The sequence below is a fragment of the Saccharopolyspora terrae genome (assembly GCF_004348435.1).
Lineage (GTDB): Bacteria > Actinomycetota > Actinomycetes > Mycobacteriales > Pseudonocardiaceae > Saccharopolyspora > Saccharopolyspora endophytica.
This window is the reverse complement of sequence record NZ_SMKS01000028.1, coordinates 1-16,055: the sequence shown is the minus strand read 5'-3', so window position 1 is coordinate 16,055 and position 16,055 is coordinate 1. Positions and strand designations below refer to the sequence as shown.

The following is a 16,055-nucleotide window of genomic DNA, read 5'->3' as shown; positions in this document are numbered from 1 at the left end:
CTTCGCATCACCCGATCGAGCCCGAAGGAGTGCTTGTCGATGGCGACCATGGCCGACGTAGCGCGCGTCGCGGGAGTGTCCACCGCGACGGTCTCGCACGTCATCAACGGCACCCGCACGGTGCGCGAGGAGACCCGGCAGGTCGTGCAGGCCGCGATAGCCGAGACCGGGTACAGCCCGAACACCCTCGCGCGCTCGCTGGCCACCGGCGGGTCGCGGTCCATCGCCGTGGTGATGTCGGCGATCTCCAACCCCTACTTCGGCCAGGTGCTGCAGGGCATCGAGTCAGAGGCGGTGCGGCAGGGCTACACGCTGCTGCTCGCCGACCCGCGCGACGACCCCGACCACGAGCTCACCGTGGCGCGCAGCATGCACGAGCGCCGGGTGGACGGGGTGATCCTGGCGCCCTCGGCCGAACCGGGGCGCGCGCTGGAATACCTGGACGCGCAACGGGTTCCGGTCGTGCTCACCGACCGGCTCAGCGACGACCGCTACGACCAGGTCGGGCCGGACAACGCCGAGCCCACCGCGATGCTGGTCGACCACCTCGCCGAGCTGGGGCACACCCGGATCGCGATGGTCTCCGGGCTGGGCGGGCTGACCACGACCGAGGAGCGGCTGCGCGGGTACCGGGACGGCTTGGCGCGCAACGGGATCGGCTTCGACGAGCAGCTGCTGGTGGAGGGCGCCTCGGAGAGCGAGCGCGCGACGCGGGTCACCGCCGGGCTGCTGGCGCGGCCGGACGCGCCGACGGCGGTTATCGCGGCCAACAACAGCATGACCATCGGTGCCATGCGGGCGATCAGCGAGGCCGGTCTTCGCGTGCCCGAAGATGTGGCCCTGGTGGGATTCGACGATTTCCCGTGGGCGGATTGGTTCTCGCCCCGGTTGACCGTGATCGCTCAACCGAGTGCGGAGATCGGCACCACTGCCGCCCGCCTGTTGTTGCGCCGAATAGCCGATCCCGATTCCTCGCCGCAAACACATAGATTGGAGTCGAGTCTCATCCACAGGAATTCGTGCGGCTGCCCTTGAATCGTTTAGGAAACCGCGAAATCGAACTCGGTGGGACGTTCGCCGTCGCATTGTCGCATCGCAATGGGACGTGGGGACGTTTCCGCCCGCGGTGGGAGCGCTCTCAGGATTTGGCGCGAAAAGGATCCCGGGAACGGGGTTCCATGGTGGTTTTGAGGTTCCGCAGCGCGTGGTGCAGCCGGGATTTCACCGTTCCCGGCGGAATGCCCAGCGAGCTCGCGGCCCTGGTCGCGGTGTGGTCGGCGAAGTAGACCTCGTAGAGCACCGAGCGGTGCGCGGGCACCAGCTTGTTGACCATGGTGGCCACCACGACCCGGTTGACCACGGCGTCGGCGTGGTCGGCGTCGTAGTCGGCGGAGCTGCTGCCTGCGGATTCGTCGACCTCGGTGGGGCGCGCGCGGCGGGCGCGGATGCGGTCGATGGCGATGTTGTGCGCCACCCTGGTCAGCCAGCCCCAGACCGAGCCGCGCTCCGGTGTCAGGGTGTCCGCGTGCTGCCAGGCTCGGAGCATCGTCTCCTGTACGACGTCCTCGGCGTGGTGCGGGTCGGAGAGGATTCTGTTCACGTACGACAGCAATCTCACGTAGTAGTCGTCGTAGAGCGACTTCAACGTCGTATCAGTGTTCCGAATCGTGTGCTCACCACCTCTGTTCGTGGAGGAGGCGTGGGCCCGTTCGAATGCGATCGCGGATCGCGGATCTCCGACTAGCGTCATGTGGCTTCTTCATTCGGTTGTCTGCCCCGTCGGTGAATCGTTCACAAAACCCCGGAAAAGTCGGGAGAAGAACGACCGGAAACGGGATCTCCGGATGGCAGCGATGAGCTTGCCCGTTAGCTCGAACGGGGGAAATCCGGGAGCTCACGTAGTTTTTCTACGTGGTGCCCGCGCGGTGCTCAGATGAGCACCTCGGTGGTCGATTTGCCGTGTTCCGTCCCCATGTGCCGAACCAACCAGTCGGTCGGAAAAATAAAGCTCCTATGAACGAAAGATGACGGCGCTGTGATCGGTGACACGGCGTGATCTTCTCGGGGCGCGGGGTCGCGTTGAGTGCCGTGCGCGATCGGCCTAACGCGTGATCATCGCGCCGAAATCGTGACGCTGCGGCACCGATTCAGTCCTCACGCGGACCTGGAGCCGCTGCGCATCTCCTCGCCGCCGTGCCGCGTCGCCTCCACCGCGATCTCCACGCGCGAGCGCACCCCGAGCTTGGCCAGGATGTGCGAGACGTGGACCTCCACCGTGCGCCGGGAGGAGAACAGCGCCGCCGCGATGTCCGGGTTCGGCAGCCCGTCGGCCACCAGGTGGGCGATCTGTCGCTCCGTCGGCGTCAACGATTCCCACCCGTTGGTGGCGCGGTGCCGCCGACCCCGCGCGTGCCGCACGCCGTGCGGGCGCATCCGCGCGTCCGCGCGCCGCAGGTCCCAGGTCGCGCCGAGCTTCTGGTAGATCTTCACGGCCCGCCCGTAGGCGGTGCGCGCCTGCGCGGACTCGCCGCGCTCGGCCAGCACCACCGCCATGTCCTCCAGCGCCCGCGCGTACCTGGGCGGCTGGCTGGTCTTGCTGTAGAGCTCGATCGCGGCCCGCAGCGCCGTGGGATCCCGCTCCAGCAGGCCGCGGCAGTGCTGCGAGGCGGCGACGATGTTGGGCACCGCGCCGACCGCGGCGTCCTCGGCGCACGCATCCGTGGCGCGGCCCGCGATCTCGTTCTCCCCGGTCTCGATCGCCAGCCGCACCAGGCTCGGCAGCCACAGGTAGCGGGTGCCGAACCGCTTGCCCTCGGTCAGCGCCTCCGCCAGCAACCGCACGGCGCGCCGCGGATCCGACTCGGCCTCCGCGCGCATCGCACCCGCCAGCAGCAGGAACTCCGCGGCCGAGCGGGTGGCCGGGTTCTCCTCGCAGCCGGCGGCCTGCAGGCTGCGCAGCAGCGTCGACCTGTCGTCGCGGTGACCCGCCAGCAGCGCCGAAAGGCCGTGCAGCCAGCGGCGTCCCGCCTCGTCGAGCCGGTCGGCGAGCTGGGTGGCCGCGTCCAGCTCGGCGGTCGCGTCCTCCCACCGGCCGATCGTGTAGTAGTGGTTGGCCGCCGACAGGCGCACCGCGGCCAGCCGCGCCGGGGTCGCGGAACGCTCGGCGATGGCCAGCATCTCGTGCAAGGCGCCCTCGGCCTCCGCCGCCTGGCCCAGCCCGAACAGCAGCATCATCCGGTTGCCGAGCACCGTCAGCCGCAGATCGGTGTTCTCCGGTGCGTCGCCCAGGGCGGCTCCCGCCTGCTCGTAGCAGATCACCGCCTCGGCCAGGTCGCACCGGCGCGCCATCGCGGCTCCGCGGATGTGCAGGGCGAGGCCGAGAGCGAAACCGTCGCGAGCGGGGCGGGCTTCGGCCAGCGCGCGCTCCACCGCCGCGTCGGCGGCCTCGAAGTGCCCGCGCGAGAGCATGACCTGCCCGAGCACCGCGTGCATCCGCGCCAGCCACGGTCGGTCGAAACCCGGTGTCTGCAACGCCTTCTCGATTACCTCGGTGGCCAGATCGTCGAGCCCGAGCACGGCCAGCGACCACGCCAGGTACCAGCTGAGCTCCGCCGCGCACGACGGGTCGTGGGTGTCGGCGAGCGCGCGTTCGCTGAGCTCGCGCGCCTGCTCGGGGTGTCCCAGCTGCACCATCGCCAAAACCCTTGCGGTGCGCAGTGATTCGCTGCGCGGGTCGTGCGTGGACAGCAGCGGGATCGCGCTGCCGAGCAGCGCTTCGGCGCAGTCCGGCGCGCGGTGGGCCAGCATCCGGCTGTTGTCGACCAACCAGTCCAGGCCCCAGTCGTCGATCTCGGCGTCGTCGACGGAGATCGATGCCAGCAGCTGCTCACCGGTGCGCTCCACGGGAGCGCCGGAGGACGCCAGCGCGCGGGCGGCCTGGTGGTGCAGCGCCAGCCGCAGCGCGGTCGGCGTGGTCTCGTGCAGGGCTTGGCGGATCAGCCCGTGCTGGAAGGTCAACCGCGCCCCCGACTCCACCAGCAGACCGGCGGTCAGGGCCTCCTCCACGCAGCCCACCAAGGCCACCACCGGGCGCTCGGAGACGGTGCGCAGATCGGTCACCGAGAACGTGGGGCCCAGCAACGCCGCCATCCGCAGCAGCCCGATGGTGTCGCTGCCGACGAAGCCCAGCCGGGCGGCGATGGCCTCGGCCAGCGAGCGCGGCAGCGCGCCGTCGGTCATGTCCGGGGTGAGCTCCGCGCGCGCCCCGTCGGCGTCGAGGTGGTTCTCGCGGGCGAGCGCCAGCACCATCTCCCGCACGTAGCGCGGGTTTCCGGCCGCGCGGCCCAGCGTCTCCAGCAGCGCGGGCCCGACCTCGGCGGCGCCGGTGAGGTGCGCGGCCAGGTCCGCCGTGGCCGCCTCGTCCAGCGGCGGGACCGAGATCCGCACCGCAGCGCGGTCCTCGCCGCGCACCACACCGAGCTCGGTGCGGCTGCCAGACGGGCGGATCGCCGCCACCAGCAGCAGCGGCAGGTGCTCGGCGAGTCGGCTCAGCCGGTGCCACACCAGCAGGCTGGACTCGTCGGCCCACTGCACGTCGTCCACGGCCAGCACCAGGGAGCCCGCCGCGCACAGCTTCTCGACCAAGGAGATGAGCTGCTCGGCGATCGCCGGGACCGGGTCGTCGCTGGCCAGGCGCAGGCGCTCGTGGATCCCGAGGATCTCGGGGTCGTCGGACTTCGGGTGCACCGCGAGGCAGTCCAGCAGCACGCGCAGCGGGAAGCGCTGGGAGAGCTGGTCGGCCGCGGCGTGGTGCACCGCGCAGCCCAGGCGCTCGGCCTCGGCGAGCAGGGCGCGCAGCAGCGCCGTCTTGCCGATGCCCGGTTCACCTTCGAGCCAGAGCACGTTGCCGCGCCCGGCCACCACCTCACCGGCGAGTCCGCGCAGCTGCGCCAGCTCCGAGTCCCGCCCGAAGACCTCCGCTGCTCCACCCGACGTCATCAACGCGCCCCTGCCTGATCCCGGACCGGTGCCGACCGGTCACCGGAGTCGCGCGCGTCCGAACTTTTCGGTTGGGCCATTCGCGGTTCGCGACCGATGTGCACCGCCGCAGCGGGCTTGATCGAGTTCTGCTCGCGCACGTAGCCTAGCCCCCGTTCTTCGGGGCGCCGTGCCACGCCGACCGCCAGCCCCGCTCGCGGGCTCGCGGCAGCAGCACCGCGCCGATCGCACCGAGCACCGCCAGCAGCCCGACCGAGCCGGTGACCATCAGCGTCACCAGTCGCGGCAGCGGATCGACGAACGGCGTCGGCGGCAGGTGAACCGGTGAAGCGGCGGCGGCCATGGGCTTCTCGCCGGACTCGGCGGGAAGCACCGAGGTGACCGCGGACGCCGGGTTGACCACGCCGTAGCCGCGCTGCGGGTCCGGCAGCTCGGCGGGCGGGTGATCGGCGGTGTCCTGCAGGCGCTCTCGCACCTGGGCCGCGGACAGCTGCGGGTGGTAGGCCCGCACCAGCGCGGCCGTGCCCGCGACGAACGCGACCCCGATGCCGCCGCCGGAGGCCACCAGCTGACCGCTGCCGCGCGGGGCGATGCCGACCACCTCGTTGCCCGGTGCGACCAGCGCGGGCGGGCCCGCCGCGTGCTGGATCGGCTCGCCCTCGCCGGTGATGCCGGTGACCGCCAGCGCCTCCGGGAACGCGGCGGGGTAGGGGATCGCGTCCTCGCCCACGTCCACATCGGACGGTGCGATGACGAGGGCGTCCTTGCTCAGCGCGTAGGACACCGCCGCGCGCAGCCCGCCGTCGGCGGCGGCCGTGCCGACCGACACGGCGATCACCTTCGCGCCGCCGTCGGCGGCCGAGCGGATCGCCGAGGCCAGCTTACCCGCCTCGACCTCCTTCGGGTCGTTGGTGATGCGGATCGGCAGGATCCGCGCGCCCGGCGCGATGCCGGTGAAACCGGTGCCCGCCGCCGGACGCGCCGCGATCACCCCGGCCATGAAGGTGTCGCGGCCCGCGCAGTCGTCGTCGCCCGCGCCGCCGCTGAGGCTCTGCCCGGACAGCACCGCACCGGACAGCGCCGGCGCCGCGGCGCTGACACCGGTGCCGATGACCGCGACGGTCACCGACTCGCCGGTGGTCAGGCCCCACACGCGGCTCGGGTCCAGGCGCTGCAGGGCCCAACCCTCCTGCGGCACCACGTGATTCGCCGGTTGCGCGCACTGCTGCTGCTGGGCTGCGGCCGGGACCGGTGCCATCGCGAGCACCACCCCGGCCACGACCGCGAGCGCCGCCCTCACGCCCGGTCTCCCGCCGAACGCGGCTCCAGCCAGCCCGCCTGCATCAGCGTCGCGCTGCGGCGGGTCACCAGGTGCGCCCGGCCCGCGGGCAGCACCTGCGCGCGCATGCCGTTGAGCAGCGGCATCTCCGTGGGCGGGCAGGAGAACGCCAGGTCCGGCGTGTTGGACTCCTGCATGCGTCGCACCACCGAGTCCATCGACAGCCGCGAGGAACCGGCGGCGCTGCGGGTGAGGATCACGTGCAGACCGATGTCGGCGGCCTGCGGCAGCAGGTCCAGCAGCGAGTCCAGCGGACCGCCCATGGTGCTGGCCAGCAGGTCGTAGTCGTCGACGAGGATGAACACCTCCGGACCCGACCACCAGTCGCGCCGCTGCAGCTGCTGCGGCGTGACGTCCGCGCCGGGCAGCCGCTCGCGCAGCTCGTTGGCGGCGGTGCCCACGATGTCCTTCGCGGCGGTCGCCGAGAACGCGAAACCCCGCCGGTAGGCGTCGGGAACCGCGTCCAGCAGCACGCGGCGCGAGTCGACCAGGATCAGCTCGGCCTCGCCCGGCGCGTAGTTCTTCGGGATCGCGTCGGCGATCAGCCGCAGCAGCGCGGTCTTGCCGCTGCCGGTGTCGCCGAGGACCGTCAGGTGCGGCTGGGTGGAGAAGTCGTGCCACACCGGTTGCAGGTCCGCCTCGCCCCAGCCCAGCGCGACCCGCAGCTTGCCCTGCGGCTCGGGCAGCTGCTCGGCGGGCAGCACCGACGGCAGCATCCGGACCCCGGCGGCGTCCTCGCCGTCCCAGTTGTCGGCAACGGCCTCGGCCAGCATCCGGGCGCCCTTGGCCAGGTCGTCGACCCGGCGCAGGCCGTCCAGGCGCGGGACCGCGGACAGGAAGTGCAGCTTGTCCATCGTCAGACCGCGACCCGGCTGGCGCGGAACGCCCGCCGCCGCGCGCATGTCGATCACCGAGTCGATCGAGTCGCCCAGCCGCAGCTCCAGCCGGGTTCCCAGCTGGTCGCGCAGCTGGCTGTGGATGTCGGCCCAGCGGCCGGTGGTCAGCATCAGGTGGATGCCGTAGGTCAGGCCGCGCGAGGCCAGCGAGCGGATCGTCTGGTCGTGCTGCTCGAAGTCGCTGCGCAGCGTGCCCCAGTTGTCCACCACCAGGAACACGTCGCCGAAGGAGTCCTCCGGGATCTTGCCCTTGCGGCGCAGCTCCCGGTACTCGGCCATGTTCTCCACGCCGTGCGCGGCGAAGATCTCCTCGCGCTTGGCCAGCACGCCCTGCACCTCGGCCACGGTGCGGCTGACCCGCTCCTTGTCCATGCGCCCGGCGATGCCGCCGATGTGCGGCAGCTCGCTGAGGGTCTGCAGGGTTCCGCCACCGAAGTCCAGGCAGTAGAACTGCACCTCGGCGGGCGTGTGGGTCAGCGCGAGACCGGCGATGAGCGTGCGCAGCATCGTCGACTTGCCCGCCTGCGGGCCACCGGCGATGCCGACGTGCCCGCCGACCCCGGACAGGTCCACCATGTACAGCTCGCGGGCCTGGTCGAAGGGCTTGTCGATGACGCCCACCGGGACCTGCAGCTTGCCGCGACCCGGCCAGCTGATCGGGGTCAGGCCGTTGTCGGCGTCCGGGACCAGCGGCGGCAGCAGCTCGTCGAGCGTCGGCGGCTCGTCCAGCGGCGGCAGCCACACCTGGTGCGCCGGCGGGCCCTGGCCCTTGAGGCGGCTGACCGCGACCTGCAGCAGGGTCTCGGTCGTCTCCTCCTCCTCGGTCTCGGGTTCCGGCTCCGGGACGTGCGCGGTGGGCGCGTCGGGCAGCCGGGCGGCGCCGAAGGTCACCACCTGGCGGCTGATCTCGGCCTTGCGCTGCTCCGCGGTGCGCCGCTTGAACGGCGCCGAGACGTAGGCGGCCTTGAACCGCGACAGGGTGGCCACGTCCGAGCGCAGGTAGCCGTTGCCCGGCGCGCTCGGCAGCTGGTAGGCGTCCGGAACACCGATCACCGAACGGCTTTCCATCGCCGAGAAGGTGCGCAGGCCGATCCGGTAGGACAGGTGGCTCTCCAGCTTGTGCATCCGGCCGTCGTCGATGCGCTGCGAGGCCAGCAGCAGGTGCACGCCCAGCGATCGGCCCAGCCGGCCGATCATCACGAACAGCTCCGCGAAGTCGGGGTGCGAGGCCAGCAGCTCGCTGAACTCGTCGACCACCAGGAACAGGCTCGGCATCGGAGCCAGCTGAGCGCCCGCCGCGCGGGCCTTCTCGTACTCCAGCAGCGAGCTGTAGTTGCCCGCCGAGCGCAGCAGCTCCTGGCGGCGCACCATCTCGCCCTGCAGCGCGTCCTGCATGCGGGTGACCAGCGGTGCCTCGTCGGCCAGGTTGGTGATCACCGCCGAGGTGTGCGGCAGCTCGTCCAGGCCCAGGAACGTCGCGCCGCCCTTGAAGTCCACCAGCACGAAGTTGAGGAACTCCGAGGAGTGCGTGATCGCCATCGCGACCACCAGCGTGCGCAGCAGCTCCGACTTGCCCGAACCCGTCGCGCCGATCAGCAGGCCGTGCGGGCCCATGCCGCCCTGCGCGGACTCCTTGATGTCCAGCTCGATCTTGGTGCCGTTCTCGGCGATGCCGATCGGCACCCGCAGCCGGTCCTGCGGCGACGTCCGCGCCCAGGTGCGGGCGGCGTCGAGCTTGTCCATCTCGCCGACCTCCAGCAGCGCGGCGAGGTCGAAGTCTGTGACCATCGGCTCGACGATGTCGGTGGTGGCGCTGAGCCGGAACGGAGCCAGCGTGCGCGCCAGCGAGGTGACCTGCGACAGGCTCAGCGAGTCCGGGGTGCCCAGCTCGGTGCGCACCTCGGCGCCGGAGCGGTTGAGCCGGATCATGTCGATCTTCTCGCTCGCCAGCTCCAGGCGCAGCGTCGTGCGCTGGGCGGAACCGGCCATGTCGAGGTTGAGCACGGTGGCGTTGCGGTAACCGGCACCGGCCAGCCGGGACTCCGCCGGGGTGGTGATGCCGTCGAGGACGACCACCACGAACGGCTCGTCGCGGGTCGGGCTCGCACCGGCCTCGAACCGGCCCCGGTCGTTGAGGTCCGGACCGACCACGGCCTCCAGCTCGGCGAGCGTGCTGGTCAGCATGCGCACGTGACCGGCGCCGTCCTGCTGGCTGGCGTGCTGGGCGTGCGGCAGCCACTTCACCCAGTCCCACTCGGACGCCCGGTCCGGGCTCGCGCACACGGCGATCTTGAGGTCGTCGGGGGAGTGGAAGGTCACCAGCTGCGCCAGCACCGCGCGCAGCAGGCCGCGCGCGGCCGCGGCGTCACCGCGCATCTGCACCTGCGAGAAACCGCGCAGGAACAGGGCTGTCGGCAGATCGTCCACAGTGGTGTAGGCCTTGATGAACCGGCGCAGCGCCCGAGCGGACAGCGGCTCCAGGTCCTCCACCGGCTTGGACTGCACCGGCGTCATCTTCATCGCCAGCCGCTGCGCGGACCGGCCGATGCGGACCTCGGCGAAGTCGGCGTGCGACAGGCGCCGCTCCCACAGCCGTCCGCTCATGGCCACCGACCACAGGCCCGACGGGGCAGGATGCCGCCACGACAACGCCTTTCGCTGATCCACCGCGACCTGGCGGACCTGCTTGCGCATCTGTCCCAGGTAGCGCAGGTAGTCGCGGCGCTCGCCCTTGAGGCGGCGCTTGCGCTCGCCGATGTTGCGCCCCATCTGGCCGAAACCCATGGCCAGCATGGACACCGCCATCAGCGCCACCACGATCAGCCCGATGCCGCCGAAACCGCCGGACCCGCCGCGGCCCATGAACATCAGCATCATGGCCCCGGAACCCAGCGCCATCGGCAGGTACATCAGCAGACCGCCGAAACCGCCACTGACCTGCTCGGGTATGACGGGCGGCTCCTGCAAGGACAGTTCCCCGTCGGGCATCGCGGGGGGCTTCTGCCTGGCCGGTCGCCGAAACGGCGTCACACTCAATGCGATCAGATCCTTTCCCTGCTACACCTCATCCCCTACACGGCTGCAGGACTCCAAACGGGTCAAAGCCGCAGCGGGAAACCGGCCGACCGAAATGCTGTCCGGAACTGCGCGGAGCGGGTCCGGTTCGGCCGATCGGCGGTGCTCAACGCGCCCGGTGCAGGTGGGCGGGCTGCCGCCTGAGACCGACGTTCGTCAAATTGGTTGAACTGTTCCTAGACCGGGGACCGTGTGGTGGGTATGACGGGAACGACGGCTCAGCCCGCGGTCGCCGCGGGCGAGGTGTGTCGACTGACGATTCAGGGCCCCAGCTCGCGGGTCGAGCTCGCGGTACCCGCCCACATTCCGCTCGCGGACCTGCTGCCCACCTTCCTCGACCACCTCGGGGGAGGGCTCGGCAACGCGGGTCTGGAACACGACGGTTGGGTCCTGCAGCGGCTCGGTGAGCCCGCCCTGCAGGAGGATCTCGGCACCGCCGCCTTGGGCCTCTACGACGGCGACATCCTCTACCTCAGGCCGCGCAACGACCAGTTGCCGCCGGCCGACTTCGACGACCTCGCCGACGGCGTGGCCACCGGAATCCGCAACCAGCGCCGCGACCTGTGGCGTCCGGAGATCACCCGCCGCGCGTTCCTCGCGCTGCTCGGCGCCTCGCTGGCGCTCGGGCTCGTCCTGCTGCCCACCGTCGGCGCGGGGCAGTGGGTGGCGATCACCGCCGGCAGCGTCGCGCTGCTGCTGCTCGGCGCGGCCACCCTGGCCTCGCGGGCGCTCGGCGACCGGGCCGCCGCGGAACTGCTGTTCACCGGCAGCGCCGCGTTCGGCGCCGCCGCCGGCTGGGCGCTGCCGATGATCGGCCGACCCGTCATCGCGATGAACCCGCAGCTCGTCGCGCCCTGCCTGACCGCGGCGGCGGTGTGCACCAGCGCCATCGTGCTCGGCCGATTCCTGGTCGGCGGCGGATTCGGCGCCGGGTACCTCGCCGCGATGCTGGCGACCGGCCTGACCGCGCTCGTCGGTCTGCTCAACACCTTCGACATGCTCTCCGCGGGCGGTGCCGCCGCCGTCGTGCTGGCCGTGACGCTGCTGGTCGGAACCCGCGTTCCGCGCATCGCCGCCTGGATGGCCGGGCTCAAGGTGCCGCCGCTGCCGACCTCCGCCGAGGAGTTCCAGGAAGGCATCGACCCGGAACCCGGCCGCGAGCTGATGAACCGCACCGCCGCAGCCGATTTCAACCTCACCGCCCTGTGCTTCGGGCTCGGGGTCGTCATCGCGGGCTGCCTCGGCATCCTCGCCTTCACCCCGGGATGGGCGTCGCCCACCCTGGCCGCGATCGCCTCGCTGCTGCTCCTGCTGCACTCCCGCGAGTTCGTCAGCTCCCGCCAGCGCGTCGCCGTCATGGTGCCCGGCTTCCTCGGGCTCGCCGCGGTGATCTCCGCGATGTGCCTGCTGATCCCCGGAACCTGGCGGATCTTCATCATCGGCGGACTGGTCCTGCTCGCCGGACTCCTGCTCGCAGGTGCCCGCAGCCTGCCCGGCCGGAAGATGCTGCCGCACTGGGGCCGCGCCGGCGACTGGGCGCACACCACCCTGGCCATCGCGATCATCCCGATGACCTTCGCCGCCCTGAACCTCTACGCGCTGGTGAGGGCCTCATGGTCGTAGCAGAGGCGCTGCCGCGGCCGACTTGCGCAGCTGTGCGGGGAGGTCGTCGTGCACTCGCGAAGTGATCAGGTCCAGGCGCACTCCTTCATGTCGGCGCGGGTCGTCTCCGCGCTGGTGCAGGCCGAACCCGACGCGCCCGACCCGCCGCTGCGGCGGACCCCGCTGGGATACGTCATCGGCCTGATGCTGTCGATGCTCATCGTCGCCGGATTCGCCGTCGCCGGAGTTCTCGGCTTCGGCGGAGCGACCGACTGGTCCCAGCCCGGCAAGCTCATCGTGGAGAAGGAGACGGGGAGCCAGTACGTGCTGGCTTCCGACGGCACGCTGCGGCCGGTGCTCAACTACGCGTCGGCGCGGCTGCTCGGGGCGAAGGAGGTCGCGGAGGTGTCCCGCTCGACGTTGAGCGACGTCCCGCGCGGCACTCCGATCGGCATCATCGGCGCCCCGGACGGGATCCCGGCAGGCGGCGCGGGCAGCGCGGCCCAGGCGTGGCTGGTCTGCGCGACCACCACCCGCGACGCCGCCGGGGCTCCGCACGCCACCGTCACCCTGCACGTCGGCGACACGTCCGATGTGGAACCCGCGCGGCAGGACGAGGCCGTCCTGGTGCGCTCCAGCAGCGGCGACCAGTACCTGGTGTGGCGGGACAAGCGGATGAAGCTCAGCGCGCCGTGGGTGGCCGCGGTGCTGGGCTACGACGCCTCCACCGCGCTGCCGGTGCGAGACGCGTTCATCAACGCCATGCCCGCCGGACCGGACCTCGGACCGCTGCGGATCCCCGGAGCGGGACAGCCCGGCCCGTCGCTCGGCGGCCAGCCCACCCGCATCGGGCAGATCTTCTCCGTCAGCGTCGTCGGCCGCCCGCAGACGCTCTACATGCTCACCACCGGCGGACTGATGCCGGTCAACGGCACCACCGCCGCGCTGGCGATGGGCGATCCGGCCGGTGGCGGGCAGCCGAGCCCGCGCGTCCTCTCGCCCGCGGCGATGGCCTCGGTCGGGCAGATGCCCTCGTCGCCGCTGATGTCGCAGCTGCCGGACAAGCCGCCGTCGCTGCTGCCCACCGCCGGAACGTCCGACTCCTCCGACCTCGGAGCGCCCTGCGCCCAGGTCGAACCCGGACCGCGCGGCGCCAAGTCCACATTGGTCAGCGGATGGCCCGAAGCCGGCGTGATCGTCGACGGCCCGGGCATCGAGCGCGACGAGTTCACCGCCGACCGCATCGACGTCCAACCAGGCGCGGGAGTGCTCGCTCGCACGCTGCCCGCGCCCGGCGTGCCAGGCGCCGGCCTCTACCTGGTCACCGACTCGGGCGCCAAGTACCCGGTGCCCGGCCAGAGCGCGGCCGAAGCCCTCGGCTATCGGCTGTCCGACGCGGTTCCGGTTCCAGCACACCTGCTCTCGCTGCTGCCGACCGGACCGGTTCTCGCACCGGAGCGAGCCGCAGGTGGTGGTGTGCAAACAGCACCATGACATGCCGTCCCCCGTGGGCGGCGCGCAGTAAGCAAGTCGAATCCCGCACATTTGCAAGGAGAACCCGATGACCGCACCAGGCGCCCAGTACGGCCTCAACGACTCGCAGCTGCAGCAGATCATCGAAGCGACCAACCAGTCGCTGTCGCAGATGCGCCAGCTCAACAACCAGGTCCAGGCGCAGGCTTCCTCGCTGGGCCAGGCCAACGTGTCCGACTCCGGTCGCATGCTGGTCGACAAGTTCGGCGTGTGGGCCGGCGACTTCTCGCGCATCGAGAACGAGCTCAACCAGCTCAACCAGCGCGTGATGGACGTCCGCAACGCCTCCCTGCAGGCAGCCCAGCAGGCCGCAGACAGCGCCTCCGGCGCCGGCCTCTGATTCTCTTTTTCGGTGCTTTCGCCTTGCTTGGCGGTGCTAGTAGCGGAACCTGAGCGGCGCTGTGGACTCCGTGCGCCACTCCTGATGTATGCCAATACACGGCGTCGCGGCGTACTCGCCACAGCGCCGCTCAGAACCCGCGGCGGTGCCGGTTGCTCAGGTGGGGCAAAGAGAAAGCACCTCCGGTGCTTGCGCCGAAGCAGGGCGAGCAAACCTTCTACCTAGAACGGAGTTTGAGATGACGCAGTTCAGCGTGCAGCACGGGGCCTACGAAGAGGTCAACATGGGGCTGCAGCAGGCCGTTCGTCAGATGGGCACCATCCTCGACGAGCTCAACGGCTTCCTGAAGAACATGGGCGAGGCCACCCAGGGTAAGGCCGCGCCGCTGTGGGCCGAGAAGCAGCAGAAGTGGAACCAGGCCTACACCGAGATGAACACCCGCCTGAGCAGCGGCTACACCTCCTCCAACAACGCCGCCCAGGCCTTCCAGGACGGTGACAACCGCAGCGCCCAGATCATGGCGTGAGGTTCTTCCTCCGGTCGAACCACACCTGAAACTGCGGCTGCGGCCGCGGAAGTTCTTCAGGTGGTTGAAGTTTCGGGTGCGGGTCGCCACGCGCAGCGGCCCGCACCCGAATCCCCGTCCCTCCCTGAGAAAAGGAGAGTCTCGTGGCTGACGAGACGAAGACGAAGTTCGACAGCGGTCAGTACGAGAAGCTGATCAAGAACGTCGACACCCACGAGGACGAGCTGCGCAGGGAGTTCCTGGGCGCCAGCTCGGGAATCCGCCTCGCCGCCGACCTCGGCGAGCGGGTCCACGCGGGCAACCCGGAGTGGCCGGCCATCGCGTCGCTCAACCAATCCCTGGGCGCGCTGGGCAAGTCCACCGAGACCATGAACGAGAAGACCAGCAAGGACTGGCGCAAGTTCACCGACGCGCTCAACGACGCCAAGCGAGTCTTCGAGGACACCGACGACCTGGCCAGCTACTCCGCGACCGAGTTCGTCCAGGACTACCCGGACATCTCCGGAACGCAGACCCCGGCCGCTTGATTCAGGGTCCCAGCAGCTAGCCCACGACCCCCGTTGATCGACCTCATCTGACGGCATCAGCCCTGGAGCAGGAGAAAGCCCATGCCCGAGAACGCGGACCTGTCAGGCCCCAGCAGTGACTGGACGTTCTTCCAGGCCCTCAACGCGTTAACCGGAAAAGGGCCGGACCTGAAATCCATGGCCGAAGGCGTCAAGTGGTTCGAGGTCGCCGGCGGCGGGGACGGTGGTGCCGGCGGCAAGGACGCCGACTTCACCGGGGACAAGCTCAAGGAAGACCTGACCAACCGGGTCGCCCCCACCGAAGACCTCACCTACACCGCGTTCGACCGGGTCTACTACCGGGTCAACCGCAACACGGCGGCGGCCGACGCGTGGACCAAGGCGATCAACGACGCCGGGACCATCGTCGCCGAGATGTCCTCGGGCAAGAGCGGCACCCTCGACCTGCCGACCCTGCGCCAGGCGCAGGACCTGGTCGGCAAGTACGAGAAGTGGCTGGAAAGCACCGGCAAGGACTTCCGGACCTGGGCCAAGTCGCTGGACTCAGAGGACTCCGGGTTCAGCGGCAAGGCCGCCTCGGTCATCCAGGGGCGCATGGACCAGAACGCCGACAAGCTGGAGGGCTTGCACGAACAGCTCACCATCGACCGCGGGGTCGCGGTCTCGGTGGCGCTGAAGAACCTCGGCGACAAGATCGAAGCGGCGGTCAACGGACTCGCCCAAGCCTTCTACGACTTCCGCGCCCGGGCGCTCTACCTGCCCAACAACAAGCGGGTCGACTACGAGAACCAGCTCTACGAGTTCCTGACCAACGGCGTCGGCCTGGTCAAGGGCGCGCCGAACTACCAGCTCGACGGCAAGAGCACCTCCGAAGCCCAGGAGTACATCAACACCTCGCTGGCCAGCTTCAAGGAAGGCAATCTGGTCACCGCCGGTCCGTGGGACAAGATGAACACGGAGATCACCAACGCCGCGCTCACCGAGCTCAAGACGCTCGACACCGCGGCGGCCGCGGCGCTCAAGCCCCTCGAGGAGGAGCTGAAGTACGCGCAGTCGGCGATCAAGGAGCTCACCGAGCCAGAGACCAGCGCCCCGCGCACCCCGTCGCCGACGCCGCCCGGCGGCAACACGAACGTGCCGCCTCCGCCTGACGGCAACACGAACCTGGCTCCTATACACATCTCCCAACCCACGTCTCCCAGCCCGCGAGACCCTAAGA

General features: G+C 70.8%; 11 protein-coding genes. 7 read left to right on the top strand and 4 right to left on the bottom strand.

What is annotated here, in order from left to right; translation table 11 throughout:
- Positions 1 to 39: 39 nt before the first annotated feature.
- Positions 40 to 1,035 carry a LacI family DNA-binding transcriptional regulator gene (locus E1181_RS16905; protein ID WP_132675872.1) on the top strand — a complete coding sequence of 332 codons (996 nt, stop codon included), beginning with the start codon at positions 40 to 42 and terminating at the stop codon, positions 1,033 to 1,035.
- A 103-nt stretch (positions 1,036 to 1,138) separates the two neighbouring features.
- Here the strand turns inward: E1181_RS16905 and E1181_RS16900 are convergent, their stop codons facing one another.
- The 4 genes from E1181_RS16900 to eccCa all read right to left on the bottom strand — a co-directional run bounded on the left by E1181_RS16900 (position 1,139) and on the right by eccCa (position 10,221).
- A complete protein-coding gene (locus tag E1181_RS16900) occupies positions 1,139 to 1,645 on the bottom strand; it encodes a sigma-70 family RNA polymerase sigma factor (RefSeq protein WP_235876828.1) in 507 nt (168 codons plus the stop codon).
- 509 nt (positions 1,646 to 2,154) lie between these two features.
- On the bottom strand, positions 2,155 to 4,998 hold the full coding sequence (locus E1181_RS16895) for a helix-turn-helix transcriptional regulator (protein ID WP_132675868.1): 2,844 nt from the start codon (positions 4,996 to 4,998) through the stop codon (positions 2,155 to 2,157).
- A gap of 145 nt (positions 4,999 to 5,143) precedes the next feature.
- A complete protein-coding gene (locus tag E1181_RS16890) occupies positions 5,144 to 6,298 on the bottom strand; it encodes a S8 family serine peptidase (RefSeq protein WP_132675866.1) in 1,155 nt (384 codons plus the stop codon).
- Positions 6,295 to 10,221: a type VII secretion protein EccCa gene (gene eccCa, locus E1181_RS16885; RefSeq protein WP_132675864.1), complete on the bottom strand. Its 3,927-nt coding sequence runs from the start codon at positions 10,219 to 10,221 to the stop codon at positions 6,295 to 6,297. Before eccCa ends, E1181_RS16890 begins: the two co-directional genes overlap by 4 nt.
- A gap of 288 nt (positions 10,222 to 10,509) precedes the next feature.
- Between eccCa and eccD the strand changes: the two genes are divergently transcribed.
- The 6 genes from eccD to E1181_RS16855 form a co-directional block, all read left to right on the top strand.
- Entirely contained in the window at positions 10,510 to 11,931 is a 1,422-nt protein-coding gene (gene eccD, locus E1181_RS16880; RefSeq protein WP_132675862.1) for a type VII secretion integral membrane protein EccD, read from the top strand.
- A gap of 48 nt (positions 11,932 to 11,979) precedes the next feature.
- A complete protein-coding gene (eccB, locus tag E1181_RS16875) occupies positions 11,980 to 13,404 on the top strand; it encodes a type VII secretion protein EccB (protein WP_132675860.1) in 1,425 nt (474 codons plus the stop codon).
- A 67-nt stretch (positions 13,405 to 13,471) separates the two neighbouring features.
- Entirely contained in the window at positions 13,472 to 13,783 is a 312-nt protein-coding gene (locus E1181_RS16870) for a hypothetical protein (protein ID WP_132622916.1), read from the top strand.
- Between the two features lie 238 nt (positions 13,784 to 14,021).
- Positions 14,022 to 14,309, top strand: a complete 288-nt coding sequence (locus tag E1181_RS16865; RefSeq protein WP_132622914.1) for a WXG100 family type VII secretion target — start codon at positions 14,022 to 14,024, stop codon at positions 14,307 to 14,309.
- 143 nt (positions 14,310 to 14,452) lie between these two features.
- Complete coding sequence (locus E1181_RS16860; RefSeq protein ID WP_132675858.1) at positions 14,453 to 14,836, top strand: hypothetical protein; 384 nt, start codon at positions 14,453 to 14,455, stop codon at positions 14,834 to 14,836.
- A gap of 81 nt (positions 14,837 to 14,917) precedes the next feature.
- The coding region (locus E1181_RS16855) for a hypothetical protein (RefSeq protein WP_207922182.1) at positions 14,918 to 16,055 on the top strand (1,138 nt) is incomplete at its 3' end.

What these genes read in the sequence shown, in the direction of transcription:
- E1181_RS16870 (WP_132622916.1), top strand. Translation starts at nt 13,472, where the DNA reads ATGACCGCACCAGGCGCCCAGTACGGCCTCAACGACTCGCAGCTGCAG.
- E1181_RS16905 (WP_132675872.1), top strand. Translation starts at nt 40, where the DNA reads ATGGCGACCATGGCCGACGTAGCGCGCGTCGCGGGAGTGTCCACCGCG.
- E1181_RS16865 (WP_132622914.1), top strand. Translation starts at nt 14,022, where the DNA reads ATGACGCAGTTCAGCGTGCAGCACGGGGCCTACGAAGAGGTCAACATG.
- eccD (WP_132675862.1), top strand. Translation starts at nt 10,510, where the DNA reads ATGACGGGAACGACGGCTCAGCCCGCGGTCGCCGCGGGCGAGGTGTGT.
- eccCa (WP_132675864.1), bottom strand. Translation starts at nt 10,221, where the DNA reads ATGCCCGACGGGGAACTGTCCTTGCAGGAGCCGCCCGTCATACCCGAG.
- E1181_RS16895 (WP_132675868.1), bottom strand. Translation starts at nt 4,998, where the DNA reads ATGACGTCGGGTGGAGCAGCGGAGGTCTTCGGGCGGGACTCGGAGCTG.